This window comes from Lacrimispora sphenoides (assembly GCF_900105215.1).
In the GTDB taxonomy this organism is placed as follows: Bacteria; Bacillota; Clostridia; order Lachnospirales; family Lachnospiraceae; genus Lacrimispora; species Lacrimispora sphenoides_A.
On sequence record NZ_FOIP01000001.1, the window covers coordinates 850,114 to 872,455 of the forward strand.

Consider the following 22,342-nt stretch of genomic DNA (forward strand, 5'->3'; position numbering starts at 1 on the left):
TTCTCTATTTTATTATCTCGTATACTTTGTTTCCTGGTATTTTCTCAACCAGCCTATCTGCTCTTTATCATCCAGTTCCCTCTGCTCCGGATTCACTGCAAGAGTACGGCAAAAAAAGAAACTAGATAATGTCAATACAACAAGTCCTAACAAAATAATAATGATTCCCATAGACCCTCCTATCCCTGGGGAATTGCCATGGCTGGCCGGATTCCAAAGCTCGTCTCTTTTACACTTACCGGCTGAATATTACCTTCCACCAGGCTGACGGCATAAATTCCGTCTCCATAAAGAAAATTATTTAGTCCACCATCCTGCGGGGTACGGAGATAATATCCTTTGGAATAAGCGGAAACCTGTGATCCCGGATTGTTGGTTTCACTTCCATTAAACCGCCAGAGAACCTCCCGATACTTAAGTGCCTCATCCACTGACAAAATGAATACTTTATCCTGCAAAAGCTGAAACATCTCTTTCATAGCCATCAGGCTGTTATCATTGAACTGTTCATAGCTTCCCTTCCAGGTGGCACCTATATATGACCTGGTGATCCCGATATAGGTTTCATGGACAAAATCAGCTTCCGCATGATTCAGAAGCCATTCCCGGATCTCTGAGTATTTATAATTGTTATTAGATCCAAAATTCAGTTTATTTTCCGCTTTAAGTATGTCTGACCGGATCACACTGTCACATAGAAACAATGCCGTCCGCTGGCTGTTACCCATTACATCTTCATAATCTTCATCGACACAGCGGAACATATAGACTTTGTTTCCAATGGTCCGGGCCTGTACATCTCCGATGCTGTAATGCATGGTTTTCGGTATTTCACAGGCTGGCCTATAACAAACTTCACAAATTCCGTCATGATCAAAATCCACATGGCCGGTCGCTGGCAGTATGACGGTTTCTTCTTTTCCGCACTTCTGGCATCGGACCGTTTCATGACCGTTTTCTATACATGTGGTATTGACCTTATCTGTAACCTGAAAATCGTGGCTGCAGGTGATTTCATCATAAGCTTTTTCAAACCCAACCCTCACAATCGTATATTTCTCATTAGCAATGTTGAATTCGTCCATGACCAGTTCAGATAGATTCTTAATGTTTTGGAATATCTGACTTATGATCACAGTACTTGGCACATGCCCCTTTGCTATGAGATAGACTTCTTTCCGTTCCGTACCATCAGCCATTGACACCAGATTAAGAAGCCTTTCATTGCTTTCCTCTATGCTCTTAGTAATAATCTGCTGATCAGATGGCTCCTGGCCACTAAGCATGATATCTGCATCTTTAGCAATTCCAAGCCATTTTTCCTGCTTGGCCTTGGCCTCATAATCCGGATCCTCTTCTTGGAGGTAATCTCCTTTCTCATACTCAATATAGTATTTCTGAGTTCCATTGCCGTTTACAATGGCACTCCACGGACTTGAAACAAGGGAATGATAATAATACCTATCTGCTCCCAATATGATTTCTGGAAAATCAACCACAAGGAGCCTGTCCTCTTCTGTCTGACCCTGCTGGACTTTCAAGATCTCGTTGCTGCGATTTCCCTCTTCAACAAAATAAAGGTTCCAGTCAACCCTTCGTGCTTCTGAAGGGGAGGCCACGCTTTCTTTCTCGTAATAGACATTTAGGAGCATATGATCGTCGATCAATTTAAAACTTTCCTTTTGACTATCGCAAGGCTTATAGCCATCAATAACCGGCCGCGTGATAGCAATCAGCTCTCCTTCCGTCCCTGCACCAGCCACGACCTGTAATATGGTCTTATCCTTAACATCCATATACCGTACCGTGTATCTGTACTGCTTTCTTTCCTCCTCTGGTTCGTTGGTTCCCCCCGAGGGTTCCTCTGCCTTCTGAGTCCCTGGAACAGCTTCTGATTCTCCTACACCTGGTATCGAATCTTTGGGGCCACTGTCTGGCTTAATGTCCTTTTCTGGTTTTGTACTGCTTCCCCGGCTCCCTGATCCTCCACCACCGGAGCCTTTTCCGGAAAGTTTATTTTTCGAAGCTGCCTCTTTCGCAAAAACTGTCTGTATCCCTTTTCCAGGTACATATTGTACTGTACCGTCTTCATCAGTCCAAGCTCCAGCGTAATCTACGGGATACCCATCTGGCGTTTTTTCATTTATGTACAGGGCTCCTTTAGGATGATTATTCTCAGATCGGTCGGACAGGTAATAGCAACGCCCATCAATCCATTGCCAGCCGGTTAGCATTTTTCCCTTCGTCTCGTCAGAGTCAGGGCTTAAAAAATACCATTTGCCATCAATCAGTCTCCAGCCAGTAACCATATAGCCAGTATCATCAAAGTAATACCAAGCCCCGTCAATCAGCCTCCAGGCATTCTTCTCATAAATCTTGTTATCCTCATAGATCCAATGGTTATCCTTCTGTATCCAAGCACCATAGCTTGGAATTGGAACAGAAATTACCGCTAGAGTAGCACTTAATAAAGCAAAATTTTTTCTTTTATTCATTGAAAAATTTCATCACTCCTTACTATTTGATTTTTCTCCTACCAAGCAGACTTTTTTTAAACTCTTATATTCAATTAAGAACTATCAAGCACTGCAATTTTTCCGTATTAAATGGGATTTAGGTATAATGCAGTTCATACAGTCTGTTCGCTCAAGAATGGATATATGGCTCCTGCAGGGGGTAATCCCTCAGGTTGGTCCCAGTAAAAAAGTAGACTTAGAAATAAATTCTATTGCCATTTTGTATTTAAATAATTTATAAAATTATGGAATGTAATGGAGAAGTAAATATAATCCAAAAGAAGTAACACCTGAATTGCCAGAATAACAGATAATCATATCACATGAAAGTTCATGTCTTTTGTAAAGACAATGCTTCGATAATTTTTATATCCACATAACATTGGTTACAAAAACACTCCAAATACCAGGATCAATTAATTGCATATCAAAGCCACCAACCTATTGGTAACTTAATTTCTAATAAATAAGTAAAATTGCTCTAAGCAATATGCAAAAATATAATGCATAAACTTTAAAATACGTTAATAACGGAATAAAGTGAAATCAGAATATAACGATATGAACAAGAACTTAGAAAATAACAGAAGATAAAAATACCATCACAGGAACATTGAAACACACTGAATAAGTTCCTCCAGTCTATGTAAAACAAACGGAAATAAATGAAACCTACAAAATACAATTTTAATAATGGAATTAAACGAATGGGATCATAGAAATGAATTCAGATATGAAAAACAGTTGCCTGCCTTGCCAGATAATTATATGATACCAGAAACATATTTAAATAAGTTGGTTTAGATGAGATTCAATTCAATGCAAGTCCATTGCAATACAAGTATTCAAAATGTTCCTTCCAAAATAGATCATAAAGATATAAAAACAAAAAGTCCATTTATCGATGACGAATCATCAAATGACCCAAATAAAACCTTATACCATATACGATTGAACAATATACTAAACGGGAATATTTGTCGATACTGACTTGAAAAATCAAATGATTGCTGTATAACTGTTTTCAACAGTCCCAACAACATGCTTTCACATAACAATAATTTAAAAAACGACCAGGCCTTTACTCCTGCAGTTATCAGAGATTATAACGAACCAACTAAAGAGACTAAACCACCTAATTCTCCAACCATTACAAACTCTTCTGCCATGCAAATCTGCCTTTAGCAATTGGACGCCCCATTTAAAGAAAAAACTCCCTGCAATGCAAGGAGTCTTCAAACCGTACATTTATCATATCAAACGGTAAGAGGATTCCATCCAAACTGCATACTGTTACCCGGCAACGAAACACTACAAACATTGCTTCCTGCCTACTATGACAGTATACAACAAACCGTTCAGAAAATCAACATGCTCAAGCAGAATATATGAAAGCTATATTCTACATCAAGATAGCCCCCTTTCATAACGTTCCATGGCAATCCCTTTTTAGGACATACCAATACCATACAGCTCATAATATTCCCCCAGACTGGCATAGAATCCGATTCCGGTCAATCTATTAGCAGTTCATCGACCGTAACAAAGGTATATCCCTGCTTTGTCAAAGTATCAATTACCTCCAGGGCTGCTTCCACTGAAGTCGGGTACACATCATGAAGAAGGATAATATCTCCAGGCTCCACGCGCTTTACAATATAACGCACTACCTTTTTTACGCTTTTTGTCTTCCAGTCTAGAGGGTCTAAGTTCCAGAGCACAACCGTCATGTCGGTTGTACATTCCAATTCTTCATTCCATGAACCATAAGGCGGCCGCAGATAATCAGGTCTTGTACCGGTAATTTCTTCGATCTGTCGGTTATTCTGTTCTATTTGCTGGCAAGCAGTTAACACAGATTCCTTGCTCATCTGCACATGAGTATATCCATGATTCCCGATTAAATGTCCATCCTCTTTCATCTGTTTCAAAATGGCCTCTTTCCCCTCCACATTTTCTCCAAGAATAAAAAATGTGGCATGGACCCCTCTCTTGCGAAGCCCGTCAAGAAGTCTTGGCGTATAAACGGAATGAGGGCCGTCATCAAAGGTCAATGCGATCTGCTTATCCCCAGAAAACTGCCTCCTGACCTCATCTCTTGCCTCTGCATCCGCACCCACGGGAAGGAACAGGGTACTCTTTGCCTCTGTGTATGATTGGTGCATAGCTTTTATAAATATAATATCCAATATAAAAACAACCAGTAAACAGGCCGCTTTCCATTTCATTTTCATTTTCCCATAAGCCCAGCTTTCTGCCATTATTAATAAACCTATGGAGTAATGGAGAAAAATAAAACCAAAACATTTCTGCCTTTTTCTATCTTTTCCCTTATATGATCTTATCCTGAGGTCTTATCCGCAGTATTAAAGAGAATTTTGTATGCAATCTTACAACATTGAATCAACCCACATTCCGCCTCTTCCCTATTCCCAGATATCCGGCATCTACAAAGCCATGGAAAACATCTCCAGACCAACAAAAAAGGACTGTTCCCATCTTTTAATGAGAACAGCCCTTAAAGCTTACATAAAAATCGAAGCTTTTCTTAAGCCATGCAAACGTTAACTGCCTGCAGACCACGGTTTCCTTCTGTTGTATCATAAGTTACTTTCTGGCCTTCTTCAAGAGTCTTGTAACCATCAGACATGATGCCGGAGAAGTGTACGAAAACTTCCTCGCCTGTTGCGTCATTTACGATGAAACCATATCCCTTAGCACCATTAAACCATTTTACTGTACCGTTGTTCATAACGTGTACCTCCTATAAAATAAAAAATATTTGATATATCGCCTGAAACAAAAAATCACATATTTTTGTAAATCATCATCCGAAAATAATGACTTACAAAAATATGTGAAATCATAACTCCATTCGATAATACACGTACATTCTACCCTGAATTTACAAAATTGTCAAGACTATTCTGTTATTTTACGCTAGAAAAAGACAGGGTTTTGTCCCCGTTTAAAAGGTACAAACCCTGTCCAAAATAATCATAAAATAAAATTATTTTAAAGTAACTTTAGCGCCTTCAGCCTCTAAAGAAGTCTTGATCTGCTCAGCCTCTTCCTTGGAAGCGCCAGCCTTTACTACCTTAGGAGCTCCATCAACTACGTCTTTAGCTTCCTTTAAGCCTAAGCCAGTAGCTTCACGAACAACTTTGATAACTTTAACTTTGTTAGGACCAACTTCGGTTAATTCTACGTCGAATTCAGTCTTCTCTTCTTCTGCTGCTGCAGGACCTGCTGCTGCAACTACTACGCCTGCTGCTGCAGATACACCAAATTCTTCCTCACATGCCTTTACTAATTCATTTAATTCTAATACAGATAATTCTTTGATCGCTTCGATAAATTCAGCTGTTGTTAACTTTGCCATGATAATATACCTCCGTATTTAATATGTTTTTTAAGGAAGTTCGATTCGCCTTATAGCTCACCGAACGGCTAATTTTCTAAGTCCAGGTATGCTTTGCTTACCTTTATTAAAAATCTTATGCCTCTGCTGCTTCTCCGCCCTGAGCATCTGCAATCTGCTTGAGAACGCGAGCAATGTTTGTGATAGGAGACTGGATGCTTCCAAGCAACTTTCCAAGAAGGATATCCCTGGAAGGAATGCTGGAGATCTTCTCCATACCTTTTGCATCATAATAAGCGCCTTCTACAACACCGCCCTTAATCTCTAAGGCTGGAGCTGTTTTTACAAACTCAGCCAGGATTCTTGCCGGAGCTGTTGCATCTGTCTTGGAAACAGCGATAGCTGTAGGTCCTTCCAGATTAGGTTCCAGAGCCTCAAATGCTGTACCCTGAGCTGCAAAACGGATCATTGTATTCTTATATACTTTGTAGGAAACACCAGCCTCTCTTAATTTCTTACGAAGTGCTGTATCCTGAGCAACTGAGATACCACGGTAATCTACAACTACCGCTGACTCAGCGCCATCAAGTAATTCTTTGATCTCGCTTACAACTGGCTGCTTTAATTCAACTTTTGCCATTATGGTTTACCTCCTGTTTAGTCTGAGCCTCCCGGCTGCCCGCAAGGCCCGCTCGTATAAACCGCAAAGAAAAACCCCTCCGCCGGATGGACGGAGAGGTCTACAATTCATTTACATAAAATGATTCTTGTACATTCCTCGGCAGGCGTTAACACCTTATGCCTTGCGGCACCTGCTGTCTTCGGCAGTCAATACTTGCATAGTATAACATTATTTATAATTAATGTCAACCACAAAACAAAATTAGTTCATTAACTTAGCTACGTTCAGTTTTACGCCAGGTCCCATAGTGGAAGCCAGTGTAACACTCTTTAAGTAGGCACCCTTAACTGCACTTGGTCTTGCTTTGACGATTGCATCAACAAGCGTCTGGAAGTTGTCCGCTAACTGTTCTTCTGTAAAAGAAGCTTTTCCAACTGGCACGTGGATAATATTTGTCTTATCAAGTCTGTACTCAACTTTACCAGCTTTGATATCGTTGATTGCTTTTGTTACGTCCATGGTAACAGTGCCAGCTTTTGGGTTTGGCATTAAGCCCTTTGGTCCCAGGACACGTCCCAGACGACCAACAACACCCATCATATCTGGTGTAGCAACAACTACATCAAATTCCAACCAGCCTTCGTTCTGGATCTTCGGAATCAATTCCTCAGCTCCAACAAAGTCTGCGCCTGCGGCCAGTGCTTCATCAGCCTTTGGGCCCTTAGCGAAAACTAAGATACGAACAGTCTTACCTGTACCGTGAGGAAGTACAACTGCACCACGGATCTGCTGGTCTGCGTGACGTCCGTCACAACCGGTTCTGATATGAGCTTCAATGGTTTCATCAAATTTAGCACTTGCATTCTGCTTAACTAAAGAGATTGCTACTGGTGCATCGTAGAGAACAGAACGATCTACTGTTTTAGCTGCCTCTGCGTATCTTTTTCCTCTTTTCATTCTAAATAACCTCCTAGTGGTATTGTCGGGGATTTTCCCTCCCACGTTCTTAAAACTTCATTAACTGCGATATTATAAGGAAGTTCGATTCGCCTATCGGCTGTCGAACGGCTATTTTCTAATTTCAAGCCGCACTTACGCTTGCTTTCATTAAGTAAAATATGCCAAGAAAATTATGCTTCAACTACTGTGATACCCATACTTCTTGCGGTACCAGAGACCATGCTCATAGCTGCTTCAACAGATGCAGCATTTAAGTCAGGCATCTTCAATTCAGCGATCTTCTGTAATTCAGCCTTAGTAATTGTAGCTACCTTTGTCTTATTAGGAACCGCAGATCCGGATTTGATCTTGCAGGCCTTCTTTAATAATACAGCAGCCGGTGGAGTCTTGGTTATGAAGCTGAAGCTTCTGTCAGCATAAACAGTGATAACAACCGGGATGATCAAGTCACCCTGATCAGCTGTTCTTGCGTTAAATTCCTTTGTAAACTGTACGATATTTACACCATGCTGTCCAAGTGCCGGACCTACAGGAGGAGCTGGTGTAGCCTTTCCTGCTGGAATCTGCAATTTGATATATCCTGTTACTTTCTTTGCCATAATAAGGCACCTCCTAAATAATGTGGTATTGTCGGGGATTTCCCTCCCACGAGCTTATACACGGGTATAAGCCGCTTTTACTTGTTACATCTTTTTTACTTCGCTGAAGTTTAATTCTACCGGAGTCTCCCGGCCGAACATCTCAACGCTCATGGTGATGGTTTTCTTACTTTCGTTGATGGACTTGATGGCACCAACCGTATCTTTCCATGCACCGGAAGTTACCACAACGGTATCTCCCACTTCAAAGCCAATGATGACCTCTTCGTTCTTGAATCCAAGTTTCTCCATCTCTTCTTCTGTCAGAGGAACCGGTTTTGATCCAGGACCTACAAAGCCTGTCACTCCACGGGTATTACGCACCACATACCATGTGTCGTCATTCATGACCATGTGAATCAGTACGTAGCCGGGAAACATCTTTTTATCCGCCTTCTTCTCAACGCCATTTTTCAGTTCAATGACGGATTCAAGCGGAACCGATACTTCCAGAATCTGATCCTGTAAGTTTCTGTTTTCGATTGTTTTCTCAATGTCAACCTTTACTTTATTCTCATAACCTGAATAGGTATGAACTACATACCAATGTGCTTCTGACATAAACTCACCTTAACCCTTACGAATTATAAGATAAAACTGAGACCAAACTTGATGATCAGATCAAGAATTCCGATAATCAGTCCTAAAGCAATCGCTGAAGAAATGACAGCGATCGTCTGTTTCGTTACGGTTTCTTTGTCAGGCCAAACGATTTTTGCAAACTCAGATTTTAAACCCTTAAAAAAGCTCTTCTTCTGAGCGCTCTCGTTGTTCACTGTATCTCCCATAATTTCACGTCCTTTACAAACTGATTACTTTGTTTCCTTGTGCATTGTATGGCTCTTACAGAATCTGCAGTACTTCTTGGTTTCCATTCTGTCCGGATGAGTCTTCTTATCCTTGGTCATGTTGTAATTACGCTGTTTGCATTCTGTACATGCCAGTGTGATTTTTGTGCGCACGACTTCCACCTCCACTTAAATTTTCATTGTTGTGTTTTAAGTCCCTTTTTCTGCTGCAAGCAATTTTGAGCATAAAAAAAAGACCTAAGCTCTTCCATTCGCCCAATTACTATAACATACAGACCAGGATTCGTCAATCTTTTTTTCTGAAAAACAATGATATTTACGGTATTTCGCCATTATATCATGTAGGCAAAAAAATTGCAAGTCCGGTTTGGAGGATTTAATGAATTTTTAAATCGGTTCCAGCCGGACCTGCTTCTATAATATTACGTATTCTGTGTTTTTTTGCTATGGCCTTACAGGCGTTCCGTCAGGAAGTCTTGAAAAGAGCCAGCCATGGTCCATATCCACCGCAGGATATTTTTCAGCCGCTTTTTCATCAAAACCGACTCCAATTCCCGGCTTGCCGTTTACATAGGCATATCCTTCTCTGATCTCCGGACAGCCCGGGAATACCTCCTGCTCCGCTTCACTGAAGCCGGAAAATTCCTGTATTCCGAAATTGTGGCTGTTTAAATCCAGATGCATCTGCACTGCCATTCCAATCGGAGATAAGTCATTTGGCCCATGCCATGCTGTCCGCACTCCGTAAGCCTCACAAAAATGTGCCAGCTTTCTGGCAGGTGTCAGTCCTCCGATATCACTTAAATGTACTCTCATATAATCGATCCATTGATTTTGTACGATGGACTTCCATTCATTGGGATTGGTAAACAGCTCTCCCATGGCCAGAGGAAGTATGGTATGGTGCCGCAGGGTCTTAAAGAACTCCACGTGCTCCGGTGCAAGAGAATCTTCCAGGAAAAACAGCTTGTACTGCTCCATCTCCCGGGCAAATTCCAGAGTCTCCGCAAAGCTCAGGCGTTCATGTACATCATGCATAAGTTCCACTTCCCAGCCAATATCGCTGCGTACCCGGTCAAACAGCTTATAAACGCTTTGCATGTACATTCTCGGATGGAAATATGCTCCCTCCGGTGCATGATCAGGCTTCACGATTCTCTGTATTTTTCCATCGAAGTTACCGCCATAGGTACCCATATGACATCTGATGTATCGGTATCCTTCCGCCATGTACCCGCGAATGCATTCTTCCACCTCTTCGATGGAGCTTCCATCCGCATGCCTGTAAACTGCGATTCCTTCCCTGCACTTTCCACCCAGCAGGCTGTAAAGCGGCATATTGGCCCGTTTTGCCTTAATGTCCCACAACGCCTCATCAACCCCGGAAATGGCATTGTTCAAAACAGGACCATTTCTCCAGTAAGAGCTTCCCATCATGGTCTGCCAGATCCCTTCGATGTCATCCACAGGCATTCCCTTGAGCATGGGACGCAGATATTCTTCAATGGCTGTCACCACCGCCTTATGTCTCCACGTAAATGTAGCGCACCCATATCCATACAGCTCCGGCTCCGTTGTTTCCACCTTTACCACAACCAGGTTGATATTTCTTGGAGCTGTTACAAAAACTTTGATGTCATGGATTTTTATATGATCCATTTTTAGTACCTCCGTAAGTCATATTCTCTGCATATCAGCTCTTTACAGCTCCTCCGGTCATTCCAGCAATAAAATACTTCTGGAAACTTACAAAAAGAATTACCAAAGGAAGACTGGATATGCTGGATGCTGCCATTAGGTCATTCCATTTAATTTGATATTGGGAATTTAAGGAAATGATCCCAACAGTGAGCGTTTTTAATTCATCCTTGGATACCAGGACAGAAGAAAACATATATTCATTCCAGCCGTTAAACAGTACAAACATGGCTACCGCCGCAATTCCCGGAACGATCAGCGGAAGGATAATATTCCAAAAGATCCGGAAGCTGGAAGCCCCATCCACCCGTGCCGCCTCATCAAGTTCCAGGGGGATGGTCTTAAAGTAAGATACAATCATCCATGTACTGAAGGCTATATTTGTAGCCGCATAAACGACGACCAGGCCAAGCAGGGAGTTAACAAGATTATACCTGGAAAGCACCGCGTAAAAAGGAACCACCAGCATGACTCCCGGAAACATCTGCGTAATAAGAAGAAAGCTCATCAGCTGTTTTCTTCCTTTAAATCGGAACCTGGTCACCCCATATCCTGCCAGGCATGCACAGGCCACACAGATAACCATGGCGGAAAGGCAGACCACCAGACTGTTTAAGGTCATGCGTCCAAAATTATAAGTATTGAAGAATTTCCGGAAGGAATCCAGTGAAAACGGGTCCGGAATCCATTTAGGCTGAGGATAATACGTCTGCGGCTCCGTTTTAAAAGCAGTGGATATCATCCATAAAACCGGGACCACGATAAAAGAAGCCATAAAAATTAGTACGGCATAGGTAGCAGCCAAATTATTTTTTTTCTTTTTTGATCTACTCATTTTCCTTTGTCACCACCTTACTCACCAGACTGATCAAATAGCAAATGAAGAACACCAGAATACCCCAGGCAGACGCCTTTCCAAATCTTAAATCATTGAACGCTGTTCCATAGATGCTTAAGCTGATCAAATTGGTAGCAGTTCCCGGGCCACCTGCTGTCATGGTATAAACCAGGGTATACTGCTTGAACCACCATACGCAGTCCAGGATCAAAACCGTAGTCAGTATAGGCTTTAAGGACGGAACAGTAATGTACCGGAATTGAGCCAATTTGCTGGCGCCATCGATTTTTGCCGCCTCATAATAATCCTTGGATATGCTTTGCAAACCTGCCAGGATCATGGTCATGACCAGGGGAAATCCCTTCCAGATGCAGACAAAGACAACTGCCGGAAAGGCCAGCTCCTTGCTGCCCAGCCAGGAAATATTCGTAGATATAAGCCCAAGTCCTTTCAGCGCACTATTTAAGATTCCGTACATGGGATTCATAATCCAGGTAAATAAAAGTGCCACAACCGCTTCCGGGAAAAACCATGGCAGCATAAATATTACCCGGAAAACAGTTCTTCCTTTAAATTCCCGGTTAAGCAAAGTAGCCAGGATAAACCCCAAAATGAAATGTCCCGCTACGACCAAAATCATAAACATGGTCGTCAGCAGAACCGACTGGTAAAAGGCCGCTTCTTTAAATGCCGCTGTATAATATTTAAAACCTACAAAATTCCATTTCGTCACCAGGTTCGTGTTGAAAAAACTGATATAGAACCCATAAACCATAGGATAAATGATAAGGGCAGCCAGCATGACGACAATCGGAAGCGTAAAGTAATATCCTTGCCTCTGGGACTTTACTTTTATTTGAGCAATTCCACTTTTGTTCATGAAATTCATCTTACTCCCTTCTCAATCTTTTTGAGGGAGGATGGTTCCTCCCTCATTCTTAATGATTAGTTATAATCCCCTAACAATTCATCAACATCGCTTACCAGGGTTTTTACCGCTTCTTCGTTTTTCTTTTCATTGGAGAATACAGATGCATATGCATTTCCAAGGGCACTCTTTAAGCCGCTTACACCTGCGAACTTAACGGTTGGACGGCAGCCGTCTGCGATTTGCTGTAAAAAGCCTGCATAGTCCTCTCCTGATATATAGTCAGCTTTCTGTCCCTCTGCTGTGGCCGGAATCTTTCCACTGCTCTGCCAGAACTGCATGTCCTTATCGTGCTCTACAAAAAACTTCAGATAATCAATGGCTGCTGCCTTTTCCGCATCAGTTGCATAGGCGCTGACGGAATAGCCTTCGGTTCCAAGCATGGTTCCAGGATAATCACCAGGCATTTTAAAGGATCCCAAGTTTCCCTTTAAATCAGGATTATTGGCATAGGCCACACCAAGAGCATTGGGCCCGGTAAGGAACATGCTTGTATATCCCATAGCAAAATAATTGGCGGCAGTCGGATAATCCACCTCAGTAATTCCTGTCGGTACTATGCCCTCTGCATTCATGTTGGTCCATCTAGAAAATGCATCCATGAATTTCTGGTCTTCTGTAATATCAGTGATCCATTTTCCGTTCTCTTCTTTCACACATTCAATCCCGTTTGACCATAAGTATGCCATGAAACGGCTCTGACCGGAGGAATTATTGGAGCCAACCATGTCAAATCCCCATTCATCCATCTGCCCATCATTGTTGGTATCCTTTGTAAGGGCTTTTGCTGCAGCTGTAAACTCTTCCCATGTTTTAGGAATTTCTAATCCGGCTTCCTTAAACCTGTCTGCACGATAGATCACGGCCAGCGGCTGAACAGCAACAGGAAAATATGACATCTCATCTCCCAGCATACAGGAGTCCACAACACCGTTAGCAAATTTTGCTTTTAAATCCTCTGGCACAAGCCCGCTGATATCAGCTGTCAGCCCAAGGTCATGAAGAGTGGCAACTGCATCTGCTGATGTAAAGAAAATGGTGGGCACATCCTTTGGTGTAGCTGCCATAGCCGACAGCTTTGTGTAAATATCATTGGTGCTGACAGCCTGTACATCAATGATCACATTGGGATGCAGTGCCATATACTCATCTGCATACTGATAGATGAATTTTCCGTGAGGATCTTCTCCCGCATATCCATCGAAAATGGTAAGTAAAACTGTCTCGCCTTCGGTTCCTTTTTCTGCGGTACTTGTCTGTGCTTGTTCCGTCTCCTTTTCCGCCATTGTTTCATTCTGGCTCTTTCCGCTGCAGCCTGTCACCAGGGACATTGCCATTACAGCTGAAAAAAATAATGCAAGAACTCTTTTCTTCATAACTGATCCCTCCATAAATTATTTTTGCCTATTTTTTAGCTGCCTTCATCATATCTTATTCCCTTTGTTTATTCTGTATAGATCTTAGTCAATAATCACCATTTTTTAATTACACTTTCGAAAACCTTCCTGTTCTTCTTTTCACTCATTAAAAAAAGACTGTAATTGCTTACAGCCTTTTAGTCTCTTCTTTATTCCTTTTAAACAACTCATGGATCGCTTTCCGGTACTGCAGGGGAGTTGTTTCCATAACCGCTTTAAACTGCCTCAAAAATGTATTTACACTGTCATATCCACATTTTGCAGCAACGGCAGTAACGCTCTCATTGGTGTTTTCAAGCAGCTTTGCAGCCTCGCATACCCTGACAACGTTGATATATTTTATCAGCGTCTTTCCAAAATACTTATTAAACTCCCTGCTGATGGTAGCCGGATGGAGATAAAAAAGTTCACTTAAAATCTTTAAGTCAAGATTCTCCTGATAATGCCTGTCGATATATTCCTTAATTGCAATCATTCTCAGATTCATTTCGGATCGTTCGCTTTCCGTCCGTTCCAATCCAAATGCCCGAAACAGCAATACAGTTATCTCTGTGATGATCGACCTCTCTATCATGGACCGGAACGGCTGTTGGATCTCCTGTTCCTCATACAATTCCTTTATAAGGCCGGTCACACGGTTGAATATCTTTTCATCCACATGCTTATAATGCTCCTGGAACGCCTGTTGGCTAGGCGTAATAAACACCTTTTTTAAGTCTTCCCCAAGATTTAAGCTTTCATAATAAGAGGGACGGACCGAAAGTCCATACCGCAGGAAGGGAAGGCCCAAAAGCCTTCTCTGATGATGCTCCTGCCCTCCGATGACCATGATGTCACCCTTTTCCAGAAGATATTTCTTTCCGACTACATAATATTCCGCAGATCCCTCTTCCACAAACAAAAGCTCACTAGCTGTATGAATATGGTGCATCCCATTCTTTTCGTATTCACAGGATCTGGAGACATTGTAATTATCTTCACTTAAGGCCCGGAAATGATCCGGTTCCCAGTAGTCATTGATCTTGATTTCCATATCCCCTCCTGCTGATGCTTAACCGGGAAAAACAACCTCCAGATACCGTTTTAAAGCATCCTGCCAGGAAGGCAGGGGCAGAAAGCCGTTTTCTTCCAGCTTATCCTTATTCATACGGCTGTTGGCCGGCCGTTTTGCCTTTGCCGGATACTGATCCGAGCCGACAGGCTCCACTTTTACATCCATACCTGCCTGTCTAAAGATTTCACAGGCAAACTCATACCATGTGCACTCTCCTTCGTTGGTAGCATGATAACGGCCGTATTTCTCCGTTTCTATCATGTCTACCAAAAGGCGGGCCAGATCATAAGTATAGGTAGGAGAACCTGTCTGGTCAGCTACCACCGTTAATTTATCATGAGTCTTTCCCAGGTTCAGCATGGTCTTAATAAAATTCTTTCCATTCACTCCAAATACCCAGGCAATTCTTACGATAAAATATTTAGCGAGGTTTTCTTCTACTGCCAGTTCTCCTTCATATTTCGTCTTGCCGTAAACATTTAGCGGCGCCCTCTCGTCATCAGGCTCCCAGGGACGGGTTCCCTGGCCATTAAACACATAATCCGTGCTGATATACATCATCTTAATATCCAGTTCCCGGCACACCCCGGCAATGTACTCCGTTCCCTTTGCATTAACATTCCGGCACAACTCCTCATTATCTTCCGCCGCATCCACAGCCGTATAGGCGGCACAGTGGATGACCGCATCAGGAGCGGCTGCCTTAATAACCCGGTTTACGCTGTCCTTATCCGTGATGTCCATCTCATCGATGTCCACACCGACCGCCTCATGCCCCCGTTTATTCAGTTCATTTACTACATCAAATCCAAGCTGGCCCTTTACGCCAGTAACAAATACTTTCATAGATGCCTCTTTTCTAAACGGAAATTTGGTTTACCTGACGGCTCCCAATGGATAGATTTCCGGAAATTATAAACGCTTACCGTACATATTATCAAAATAATTCTGATATTCTCCATTGATGATATGCTTCCACCAGTCCTCATTGTCTAAGTACCACTGGATGGTCTGACGGATTCCGGTATCAAAGTTATATTTAGGCTTCCAGCCAAGCTCGGTTTCCAGCTTCTTCGGGTCAATGGCATAACGTCTGTCATGGCCAGGACGGTCTGTTACGAACTTGATTAAGCTCTCCGGTTTATCAAGAGCCTTAAGAATGGTCTTAACCACTTCTAAGTTGGTGCGCTCGTTGTGTCCGCCTACATTGTAGACCTCGCCTGCTTTTCCCTTGTGAATGATCAGATCAATGGCTTCGCAGTGATCGGAAACATGGAGCCAGTCTCTTACATTTTCCCCTGTTCCATATACCGGAAGCTCTTCGTCTGCCAGGGCACGACTGATAATAAGAGGAATCAGCTTTTCCGGGAAATGATACGGTCCATAGTTATTGGAGCATCTGGAAATAGTCACCGGAAGACCGAACGTCCTCTGGTATGCCTGAACAAAAAGGTCTGCGCTGGCTTTTGAGGAGGAATAAGGGCTTGAGGTATGAAGCGGTGTTTCCTCTGTGAAGAATAAGTCCGGGCGGTCAAGAGGCAGATCACCGTATACTTCATCAGTAGAAACCTGATGATAACGCTTGATTCCATAAGTGCGGCAGGCATCAAGAAGGGTCGTGGTTCCCATTACATTCGTTCTTACAAATGCCTCCGGGTCTGTAATGGAACGGTCCACATGGCTCTCTGCCGCAAAGTTTACCACTACATCAGGTTTTTCCTTCTCAAAGAGGTCAAAAACAAAACTTCTGTCTGCTATATCCCCTTTTACAAATTTATAATTTGGCTTATCCTCAACAGACTTCAATGTCTCTAAATTTCCTGCATAGGTCAAAAGGTCCAGATTGATGATCTGATAATCCGGGTACTTATTCACCATGTGATGTACAAAATTTCCACCGATAAAACCGGCTCCTCCGGTAACGATAATTTTCATTTATATGCTCCTCCTTTTTAATGGCACAGCGCAGCCTAAAGCCGTCGCCAGGTAAATCAAATTTCCTTAACCGTGTAACTTGTCAATGTATTTACCGGCAAGGACATCCATCAGATATTGTCCGTACTGGTTCTTTTTCAAAGGCTCAATGTTCTCCAACAGCTGATCCTTTGTGATCCAATGATTTAAATAAGCGATTTCCTCCAGACATGCGATCTTCCTGTGCTGGTGTGTCTCCATGGTGCGTACAAAATCCGTGGCATCTGCCAGAGATTCATGAGTCCCTGTATCAAGCCAGGTAAAGCCCTGGCCTAAAAGCTCCACATCAAGCTTTCCTTCTTCCAGGTAAATGCGGTTTAAATCAGTGATTTCCAGTTCACCCCTGGCCGATGGCTTCAAATTCTTTGCATATTCCACAACCTTATTATCATAGAAATAAAGTCCGGTCACACAGTAATTGCTCTTTGGCTTTGCAGGCTTTTCTTCAATGGATATTGCCTTTCCGTCAGAATCGAATTCCACGATTCCAAATCGCTCCGGATCATCTACATAATAGCCGAATACAGTAGCTCCATCCTTTTTGTTAGCCGCATTTAACAGGCGTTTGTTAAGTCCGTGTCCTGCGAAAATATTATCCCCAAGGATCATGGCCACGCTGTCGTCTCCAATGAATTTCTCTCCAATGATAAATGCCTGTGCAAGACCATCTGGGGAAGGCTGGACCGCATAAGATAAGCGGATGCCAAATTGTCCTCCATCTCCTAAAAGTGCTTCAAAACGCGGCGTGTCATCAGGCGTTGAGATGATCAGGATATCCCTGATACCTGCGTTCATTAGAACAGACAGGGGATAATATATCATCGGCTTGTCATAAATAGGCAGTAACTGTTTGGAAGTTACCATGGTCAGCGGGTAAAGTCTGGTGCCGGAGCCTCCGGCAAGTATAATTCCCTTCATTTCTTTCTCCTCCGTATCTATTTGTGATACCATCATACAGGGTGACGTAAGGTTACTGTCAAGTCCTTTTCCATTAATATTTCTTTACTTTCTGCAGATAAATGCCCCGGCCCGTTTTGTAATATGGATAAAACCCTTTTTTTCCATCTTTTTCTTCAAAAATTCCCGGAATTCCTCATAACGGTCACTTAAATATTCTTGTTGGTTTCCATGACAGGAAAGTATATACTCCATAAGAGCGCCTGGGTCACTGACTTCCAGATAATCCATATACTCCCTCTTTTCCACAGAATGAAAATTACCTTTCAAGATCTCTTCCCCATTCTCAAGCCCAAAGACATCATACAGATTCACTTCGGATAGAGTAATTCTGGAATCGAATTCTTTAACCAACTGGCTGATCTCCTTCATATGATCCGAGCCGTAAGTGCTGCAGTAAAAAACGCCCTCAGGTTTTAGGACTCTCTGCACCTGATCCAATGCCCCCTCTAAATTCGTTAAGTAAAACAGTACATGATTGGCGGTCACAATATGATAGCTACTATCAGGCTTTGGTATCTGACGGCAGTCAAACACTTCAAAGGAGAAGGAGCCGGGAACGTTTTTTAAACTTTCTTCCACATCCCGGATCATCCCTTCTGAAAGGTCAGACAGGCAGATCTTCGTATCCGCTGGCAGCCTGTTCCAGTTTGCACGCCACAATTCCCCATTGCCGCACCCCAGCTCCAGAACACTTTTTCCATCCAAAGGTTCCATTAGATCATACAGCCACTGAAACCACCCAGTAGGATTCTTAGTATACTTTTTGTGAAGCCCGATCCGAATGTTTATGTTTGCCGCATCCTTATACTGCTCCACAAGGGACCGTTCCATATTGGTAATATGGATTAAGTGAAGAATTTTATTCCAGTCCACAGACTGATTATCCGTCACCAGTTTTGACGTTTCCGTTATGGTCTGCTCCACAAGCCTTAAGTGTTCGATCCTCTTTCTGATCAGATTTAATTGAAGCCGAAGAGAACCTTCCACATAATCATTGTCATTGTCATTGATGGTAATGGAGCGGATTTCATCTAAGGAAAAGCCCAGGTACTTTAAGGAAAGAATTTTTTGAAGCTTAGCAAAATCAGAATCCGTATAGAGCCGGTATCCTCCCTCACTCATTCCGGAAGGTTTTAATAGTCCCTGCTTATCGTAATACCGGACGGTGCGAATGGAAACATTGGCCTTTTTGGCGAACTGGCCTGAGGTATAATATGGGTTCACCGGCATGCCACCTCCTTTTTCCTGAATTATCATATATGTATTATATAGGGTGACGTATGGTCATGGTCAAGGGGATTTTTAAAGATCGTGTAAAAATACTCAAAACCTGTCCAATTCTTACTGCTGCAGTTGATTACAAATAACTAAAAAATGTGTGCAAGTCTTATGCTTTGACCTTCACAAGTTCTTTCCTAATTCCAGCCATTAGGATTCTCCATAGTTTCCGTAATAAGCGTCATGCTCCATATCTTCCTTATTTAATAATACCCCAAAATACGGCATTCATTTTTTCCAGCTGCTCCTAAACTCTTTGCAGCATTTAATAACTTATCACAGTGCTTTCCACGACAATGATCGCACCATCCACATATTTTACAATCAAAGCCGAATCGATTTGGCTCCCAAGAGGTGGAGCATCGACAATTATGTAGTCATAATTATCCCGCTGTAGGTCAAAGAATACGAATCGGCGAATTCTAATCGGTTGGACTAAAGAAGAACTTGCAGAAAAAATTGGTCGTGCTTATAAATATTGTCAGGATATTGAGCGAGGAACGTGCGGGATGTCTGTTGAGACTATGTTAAGCATCGCATCAAGTTTGAGTGTTTCTTTAGATTATCTGATTTACGGAACAACGGAATCAGAAAAAGAAACCGACGCACTTATGGGCGAACAGCAGGCCGTTATTAGCCTCCTTGGGCAATGTAGTGATCAGAAACGACGTTATGCGCTGGATTTGTTAAAATTATTTATGAAAGCCAGTGATAATAGATAAAGATAAAAAGGAACATATTGCAGTCCCCGCTTTTACAGGTGAAGTGCAAATGTCCATAATTGCCAGATACAACAGCTTGAATATGGCATCGTCTGTTGGAAATATCGTTTTTGATTTTGTTACCTTTCTCAGCTGACGATTGAAGTTTTCTATCGAGTTTGTAGTATAGATAATTCGACGTATCTCTGGGGGATACTTGAAATAGGTGGATATCTCGAGCCAGTTGTTTCTCCAAGATGCAATTGAACTAGGATATTTATTCCCCCACTTTTCTTCTAAAATGTCTAATTTCTGAAGTGCGATTTCCTCTGTTGATGCTTGATATACTTCTTTTAAGTCTGCCACAAAGGGTTTGATGTCTTTATACGATATGAATTTAGTGGAATAACGAATTTGATGGATAATACACCTTGGAATTTCTGTTTGTGGGTATACTGCATGAATGGCATCACCAAATCCGGTAAGGCCATCTACAGAAACAATCAGGATATCCTCTACTCCCCGGTTTTTAATTTCTGTCAGAACTCCAAGCCAGTATTTTGCACTTTCATTTCCTCCGACCCACATACCCAGAACTTCCTTTGAGCCGTTTAAGCGAATTCCGATAGCAATATAGACTGCTTTTTTGACAGTTGCATTATCCTGCCTTACATAATAGTGAATGGCATCCATGAACACAACCGCATATTTTCTATCAAGGGGACGATTTTTCCACTCTTTTGCCAGGGACAGAATGCGGTCTGTCATCTTAGATATCATTTCAGCAGAGGCTTCTACTCCATAAACACTGTGCAGATGAGTTGAGATATCTCTTGTGGACATTCCTTCGCATACATGGAAAGTACTTGATCCTCAATATTGGAAATATCTGTTTGATTCTTTTTTACAATCTGTGGCTCAAAATCACCTTTTCTATCTCTCGGAATATCCAGAGAGATTTCTACCATGGAAGAAACTACGTTTTTCCTGCTGTAGCCGTTTCGACTGTTGTCCGTTTCTTTTGCCGAATAGTCATACTTAGAGTATCCGAGCTCTGTATCCAGTTCCGCCTCCAGCATACCTTGCAAGGTATCACCAAGCAGGTCTTTTAGCATCTCCTGGACATCCTGTGCAGTTTTGGGCTGATAATGCTGTAAGAGCCCATTGATGAATGCTTTTCGTTCCGGTGAAAGTTTTCTTTGTCTTGCCATAAAAATATCCTCCTGGATTAATATTTATTTTAATATTAATCCAAGAGGATTTCTCTTAGTTTACACAATTTTTTTACAGTCTCCCTTTTTATATCTGATTGCATAATTTCTAAACCAGCATCTGATAATTCTCAATATCCAATATTTTCCCAAGCTTTACTCCCACTTCCCTTATAGTCCCGCAATGAATAAATCCCAATCTCTCATGAAGCCGGATGCTCGCCTCATTCCCTCCTGTTATTACAGAAATAACCGTATGAATATCATCCCGTTCCTTAGCCATCTCAATGATTGTATAGGCTAATTCCCCGGCTATGCCTCTGCGACGGTAGTCCCTATCAATATATACGGACAGTTCTACTGTGGCTGCATAAGCTTCTTTTGGACGGTAAGAGGAAAGGCTGGCATACCCCACTGCTTTACCATCTTCTTCTGCCACGATCAATGGATGATTCCCCACGTTATGTTCCCGAAACCAGACCAGCCGCTCCTCCATTGTTTTAGGATTCAAATCAAATGTAGCCAGTCCACGTTCCACTTCATAATTATAAATCTTTAAAAGCTCCGGCATATCCTTTTCTTCTGCGGTTCTGATCACCATATTATTTCCTCCTGGGTATGATTGGACTTAACAAATGTATCATACATCAAACTACTGCCCTCGTCCAATACAAATTGCAAGAAAATAAACCCTTTTTATTCCAGCCTTTTTCAGAGCTCGTGTACAGGCTTCTATGGTGCTCCCCGTGGTATAAATATCATCCACTAAAATGACTCCCTTAACCCCTTCTATCATATTTCCCGCTGAAAATGCCTCCTCCAGATTCTTAAGCCTTCCCGCAGGATCAAGCCCCTTTTGGGGCATGGTTTTTTTATTTCTTACCAGCATTGAGGGACAAACAGCGAGTCCTAGATGTTCTTCGATCCTACGGGCCAAAATCTCTGCTTGATTAAATCCCCTCTCCTTTTTCCTGGAAGGATGGACGGGAACAGGAACAAGGACGTTTGCCTCCATGCGCCGGATCAGTTTCCCATACCGAGCATAGATCGCTTCCCCATAAAAATCCAGGTATTCCCGCTTATTCTTATATTTTATTTTCGCCATTGAGCTTCCGGCAGTTTCATCATAATTCAAAAGGGCCCTGCCATACTCAAAGGTACGCTTATGCCTGACACAGTCAAAGCAGTACTCCATATCAGGACTTATGACCTCCTTTCCACATTTTTTACAGACTGGATTCTTGACAAATGATAGTTTTTTCACACATTCCGGGCAGATCAGCCCGCCTTTTGGCATAACGATTTCGTCACAGACTGGGCATCGTCTGGGAAATAGTAGATCAACAAAATATAAAGGGTACATATTATAAGATTCT

At 42.3% G+C, this 22,342-nt stretch carries 24 protein-coding genes, 2 pseudogenes and 1 other annotated feature; of the genes and pseudogenes, 3 read left to right on the plus strand and 23 right to left on the minus strand.

Translation table 11 applies throughout. From position 1 onward, the window contains the following. Nucleotides 1-12 precede the first annotated feature (12 nt). The 3 genes from BMW45_RS27705 to BMW45_RS03790 form a co-directional block, all read right to left on the minus strand. The gene (locus BMW45_RS27705; protein WP_166433268.1) at nucleotides 13-171 is read right to left on the minus strand and encodes a hypothetical protein; all 159 of its coding nucleotides are present in this window, start codon (nucleotides 169-171) and stop codon (nucleotides 13-15) included. Nucleotides 172-179: 8 nt separating this feature from the next. Beyond that, nucleotides 180-2,495, minus strand: a complete 2,316-nt coding sequence (locus BMW45_RS03785; protein WP_092240671.1) for a DUF6273 domain-containing protein — start codon at nucleotides 2,493-2,495, stop codon at nucleotides 180-182. 1,535 nt (nucleotides 2,496-4,030) lie between these two features. Continuing rightward, nucleotides 4,031-4,750: a polysaccharide deacetylase family protein gene (locus BMW45_RS03790; RefSeq protein ID WP_025231176.1), complete on the minus strand. Its 720-nt coding sequence runs from the start codon at nucleotides 4,748-4,750 to the stop codon at nucleotides 4,031-4,033. Between the two features lie 148 nt (nucleotides 4,751-4,898). Here BMW45_RS03790 and BMW45_RS03795 point away from each other — a divergent pair, with 148 nt between their 5' ends. Beyond that, complete coding sequence (locus BMW45_RS03795; RefSeq protein ID WP_092240673.1) at nucleotides 4,899-5,084, plus strand: hypothetical protein; 186 nt, start codon at nucleotides 4,899-4,901, stop codon at nucleotides 5,082-5,084. Here the strand turns inward: BMW45_RS03795 and BMW45_RS03800 are convergent. The 17 genes from BMW45_RS03800 to BMW45_RS03880 all read right to left on the minus strand — a co-directional run bounded on the left by BMW45_RS03800 (nucleotide 5,065) and on the right by BMW45_RS03880 (nucleotide 19,006). Further along, a complete protein-coding gene (locus BMW45_RS03800; RefSeq protein WP_025231175.1) occupies nucleotides 5,065-5,268 on the minus strand; it encodes a cold-shock protein in 204 nt (67 codons plus the stop codon). The two genes, BMW45_RS03795 and BMW45_RS03800, sit on opposite strands and share 20 nt — an antisense overlap. 258 nt (nucleotides 5,269-5,526) lie before the next feature. Beyond that, a complete protein-coding gene (rplL, locus tag BMW45_RS03805) occupies nucleotides 5,527-5,898 on the minus strand; it encodes a 50S ribosomal protein L7/L12 (RefSeq protein ID WP_025231174.1) in 372 nt (123 codons plus the stop codon). 115 nt (nucleotides 5,899-6,013) lie between these two features. Then, nucleotides 6,014-6,517, minus strand: coding sequence for a 50S ribosomal protein L10 (gene rplJ / locus BMW45_RS03810; protein WP_092240675.1), 504 nt, complete (start codon nucleotides 6,515-6,517; stop codon nucleotides 6,014-6,016). A gap of 59 nt (nucleotides 6,518-6,576) precedes the next feature. Next, nucleotides 6,577-6,720, minus strand: a sequence feature (ribosomal protein L10 leader region). A 40-nt stretch (nucleotides 6,721-6,760) separates the two neighbouring features. Beyond that, on the minus strand, nucleotides 6,761-7,456 hold the full coding sequence (gene rplA / locus BMW45_RS03815) for a 50S ribosomal protein L1 (RefSeq protein WP_025231172.1): 696 nt from the start codon (nucleotides 7,454-7,456) through the stop codon (nucleotides 6,761-6,763). A gap of 173 nt (nucleotides 7,457-7,629) precedes the next feature. Beyond that, complete coding sequence (gene rplK / locus BMW45_RS03820) at nucleotides 7,630-8,058, minus strand: 50S ribosomal protein L11 (protein WP_025231171.1); 429 nt, start codon at nucleotides 8,056-8,058, stop codon at nucleotides 7,630-7,632. Between the two features lie 84 nt (nucleotides 8,059-8,142). After that, entirely contained in the window at nucleotides 8,143-8,658 is a 516-nt protein-coding gene (nusG, locus tag BMW45_RS03825; RefSeq protein ID WP_054790771.1) for a transcription termination/antitermination protein NusG, read from the minus strand. Nucleotides 8,659-8,681: 23 nt separating this feature from the next. Then, nucleotides 8,682-8,885, minus strand: a complete 204-nt coding sequence (secE, locus tag BMW45_RS03830) for a preprotein translocase subunit SecE (RefSeq protein WP_025231169.1) — start codon at nucleotides 8,883-8,885, stop codon at nucleotides 8,682-8,684. 24 nt (nucleotides 8,886-8,909) lie between these two features. Further along, a complete protein-coding gene (rpmG, locus tag BMW45_RS03835; protein WP_013271142.1) occupies nucleotides 8,910-9,059 on the minus strand; it encodes a 50S ribosomal protein L33 in 150 nt (49 codons plus the stop codon). A gap of 291 nt (nucleotides 9,060-9,350) precedes the next feature. Next, nucleotides 9,351-10,565 (minus strand): enolase C-terminal domain-like protein, encoded by a 1,215-nt coding sequence (locus BMW45_RS03840; protein ID WP_092240677.1) that lies wholly within the window; start codon nucleotides 10,563-10,565, stop codon nucleotides 9,351-9,353. Between the two features lie 34 nt (nucleotides 10,566-10,599). Beyond that, nucleotides 10,600-11,439 (minus strand): carbohydrate ABC transporter permease, encoded by an 840-nt coding sequence (locus tag BMW45_RS03845; protein WP_092240679.1) that lies wholly within the window; start codon nucleotides 11,437-11,439, stop codon nucleotides 10,600-10,602. Continuing rightward, nucleotides 11,432-12,331, minus strand: a complete 900-nt coding sequence (locus BMW45_RS03850) for a carbohydrate ABC transporter permease (protein ID WP_207649048.1) — start codon at nucleotides 12,329-12,331, stop codon at nucleotides 11,432-11,434. Before BMW45_RS03850 ends, BMW45_RS03845 begins: the two co-directional genes overlap by 8 nt. 56 nt (nucleotides 12,332-12,387) lie before the next feature. Next, nucleotides 12,388-13,746, minus strand: coding sequence for an ABC transporter substrate-binding protein (locus BMW45_RS03855; RefSeq protein ID WP_092240681.1), 1,359 nt, complete (start codon nucleotides 13,744-13,746; stop codon nucleotides 12,388-12,390). Between the two features lie 169 nt (nucleotides 13,747-13,915). Continuing rightward, a complete protein-coding gene (locus tag BMW45_RS03860) occupies nucleotides 13,916-14,821 on the minus strand; it encodes a helix-turn-helix transcriptional regulator (protein WP_092240683.1) in 906 nt (301 codons plus the stop codon). An 18-nt stretch (nucleotides 14,822-14,839) separates the two neighbouring features. After that, nucleotides 14,840-15,688 carry a dTDP-4-dehydrorhamnose reductase gene (gene rfbD / locus BMW45_RS03865; RefSeq protein WP_092240685.1) on the minus strand — a complete coding sequence of 283 codons (849 nt, stop codon included), beginning with the start codon at nucleotides 15,686-15,688 and terminating at the stop codon, nucleotides 14,840-14,842. A 66-nt stretch (nucleotides 15,689-15,754) separates the two neighbouring features. Then, nucleotides 15,755-16,777, minus strand: a complete 1,023-nt coding sequence (gene rfbB / locus BMW45_RS03870; RefSeq protein WP_092240687.1) for a dTDP-glucose 4,6-dehydratase — start codon at nucleotides 16,775-16,777, stop codon at nucleotides 15,755-15,757. Between the two features lie 66 nt (nucleotides 16,778-16,843). Then, nucleotides 16,844-17,734: a glucose-1-phosphate thymidylyltransferase RfbA gene (gene rfbA / locus BMW45_RS03875; RefSeq protein ID WP_092240689.1), complete on the minus strand. Its 891-nt coding sequence runs from the start codon at nucleotides 17,732-17,734 to the stop codon at nucleotides 16,844-16,846. Between the two features lie 84 nt (nucleotides 17,735-17,818). Continuing rightward, entirely contained in the window at nucleotides 17,819-19,006 is a 1,188-nt protein-coding gene (locus BMW45_RS03880; protein ID WP_092240691.1) for a MerR family transcriptional regulator, read from the minus strand. A 506-nt stretch (nucleotides 19,007-19,512) separates the two neighbouring features. Between BMW45_RS03880 and BMW45_RS29055 the strand changes: the two are divergent. Further along, nucleotides 19,513-19,563 (plus strand): annotated as a pseudogene (locus BMW45_RS29055) (helix-turn-helix domain-containing protein); the annotation flags it as partial. Further along, a complete protein-coding gene (locus BMW45_RS03885) occupies nucleotides 19,564-19,776 on the plus strand; it encodes an XRE family transcriptional regulator (protein WP_242882892.1) in 213 nt (70 codons plus the stop codon). A 48-nt stretch (nucleotides 19,777-19,824) separates the two neighbouring features. On the opposite strand, the pseudogene BMW45_RS28815 reads toward BMW45_RS03885, so the two are convergent. The 3 genes and pseudogenes from BMW45_RS28815 to BMW45_RS03900 all read right to left on the minus strand — a co-directional run. Next, nucleotides 19,825-20,966, minus strand: a pseudogene (locus tag BMW45_RS28815) (IS256 family transposase); the annotation flags it as partial. A 109-nt stretch (nucleotides 20,967-21,075) separates the two neighbouring features. Further along, a complete protein-coding gene (locus BMW45_RS03895) occupies nucleotides 21,076-21,567 on the minus strand; it encodes a GNAT family N-acetyltransferase (protein WP_092240693.1) in 492 nt (163 codons plus the stop codon). A gap of 51 nt (nucleotides 21,568-21,618) precedes the next feature. Further along, nucleotides 21,619-22,329, minus strand: a complete 711-nt coding sequence (locus BMW45_RS03900) for a ComF family protein (RefSeq protein WP_092240695.1) — start codon at nucleotides 22,327-22,329, stop codon at nucleotides 21,619-21,621. Between the last annotated feature and the right edge of the window lie 13 nt (nucleotides 22,330-22,342).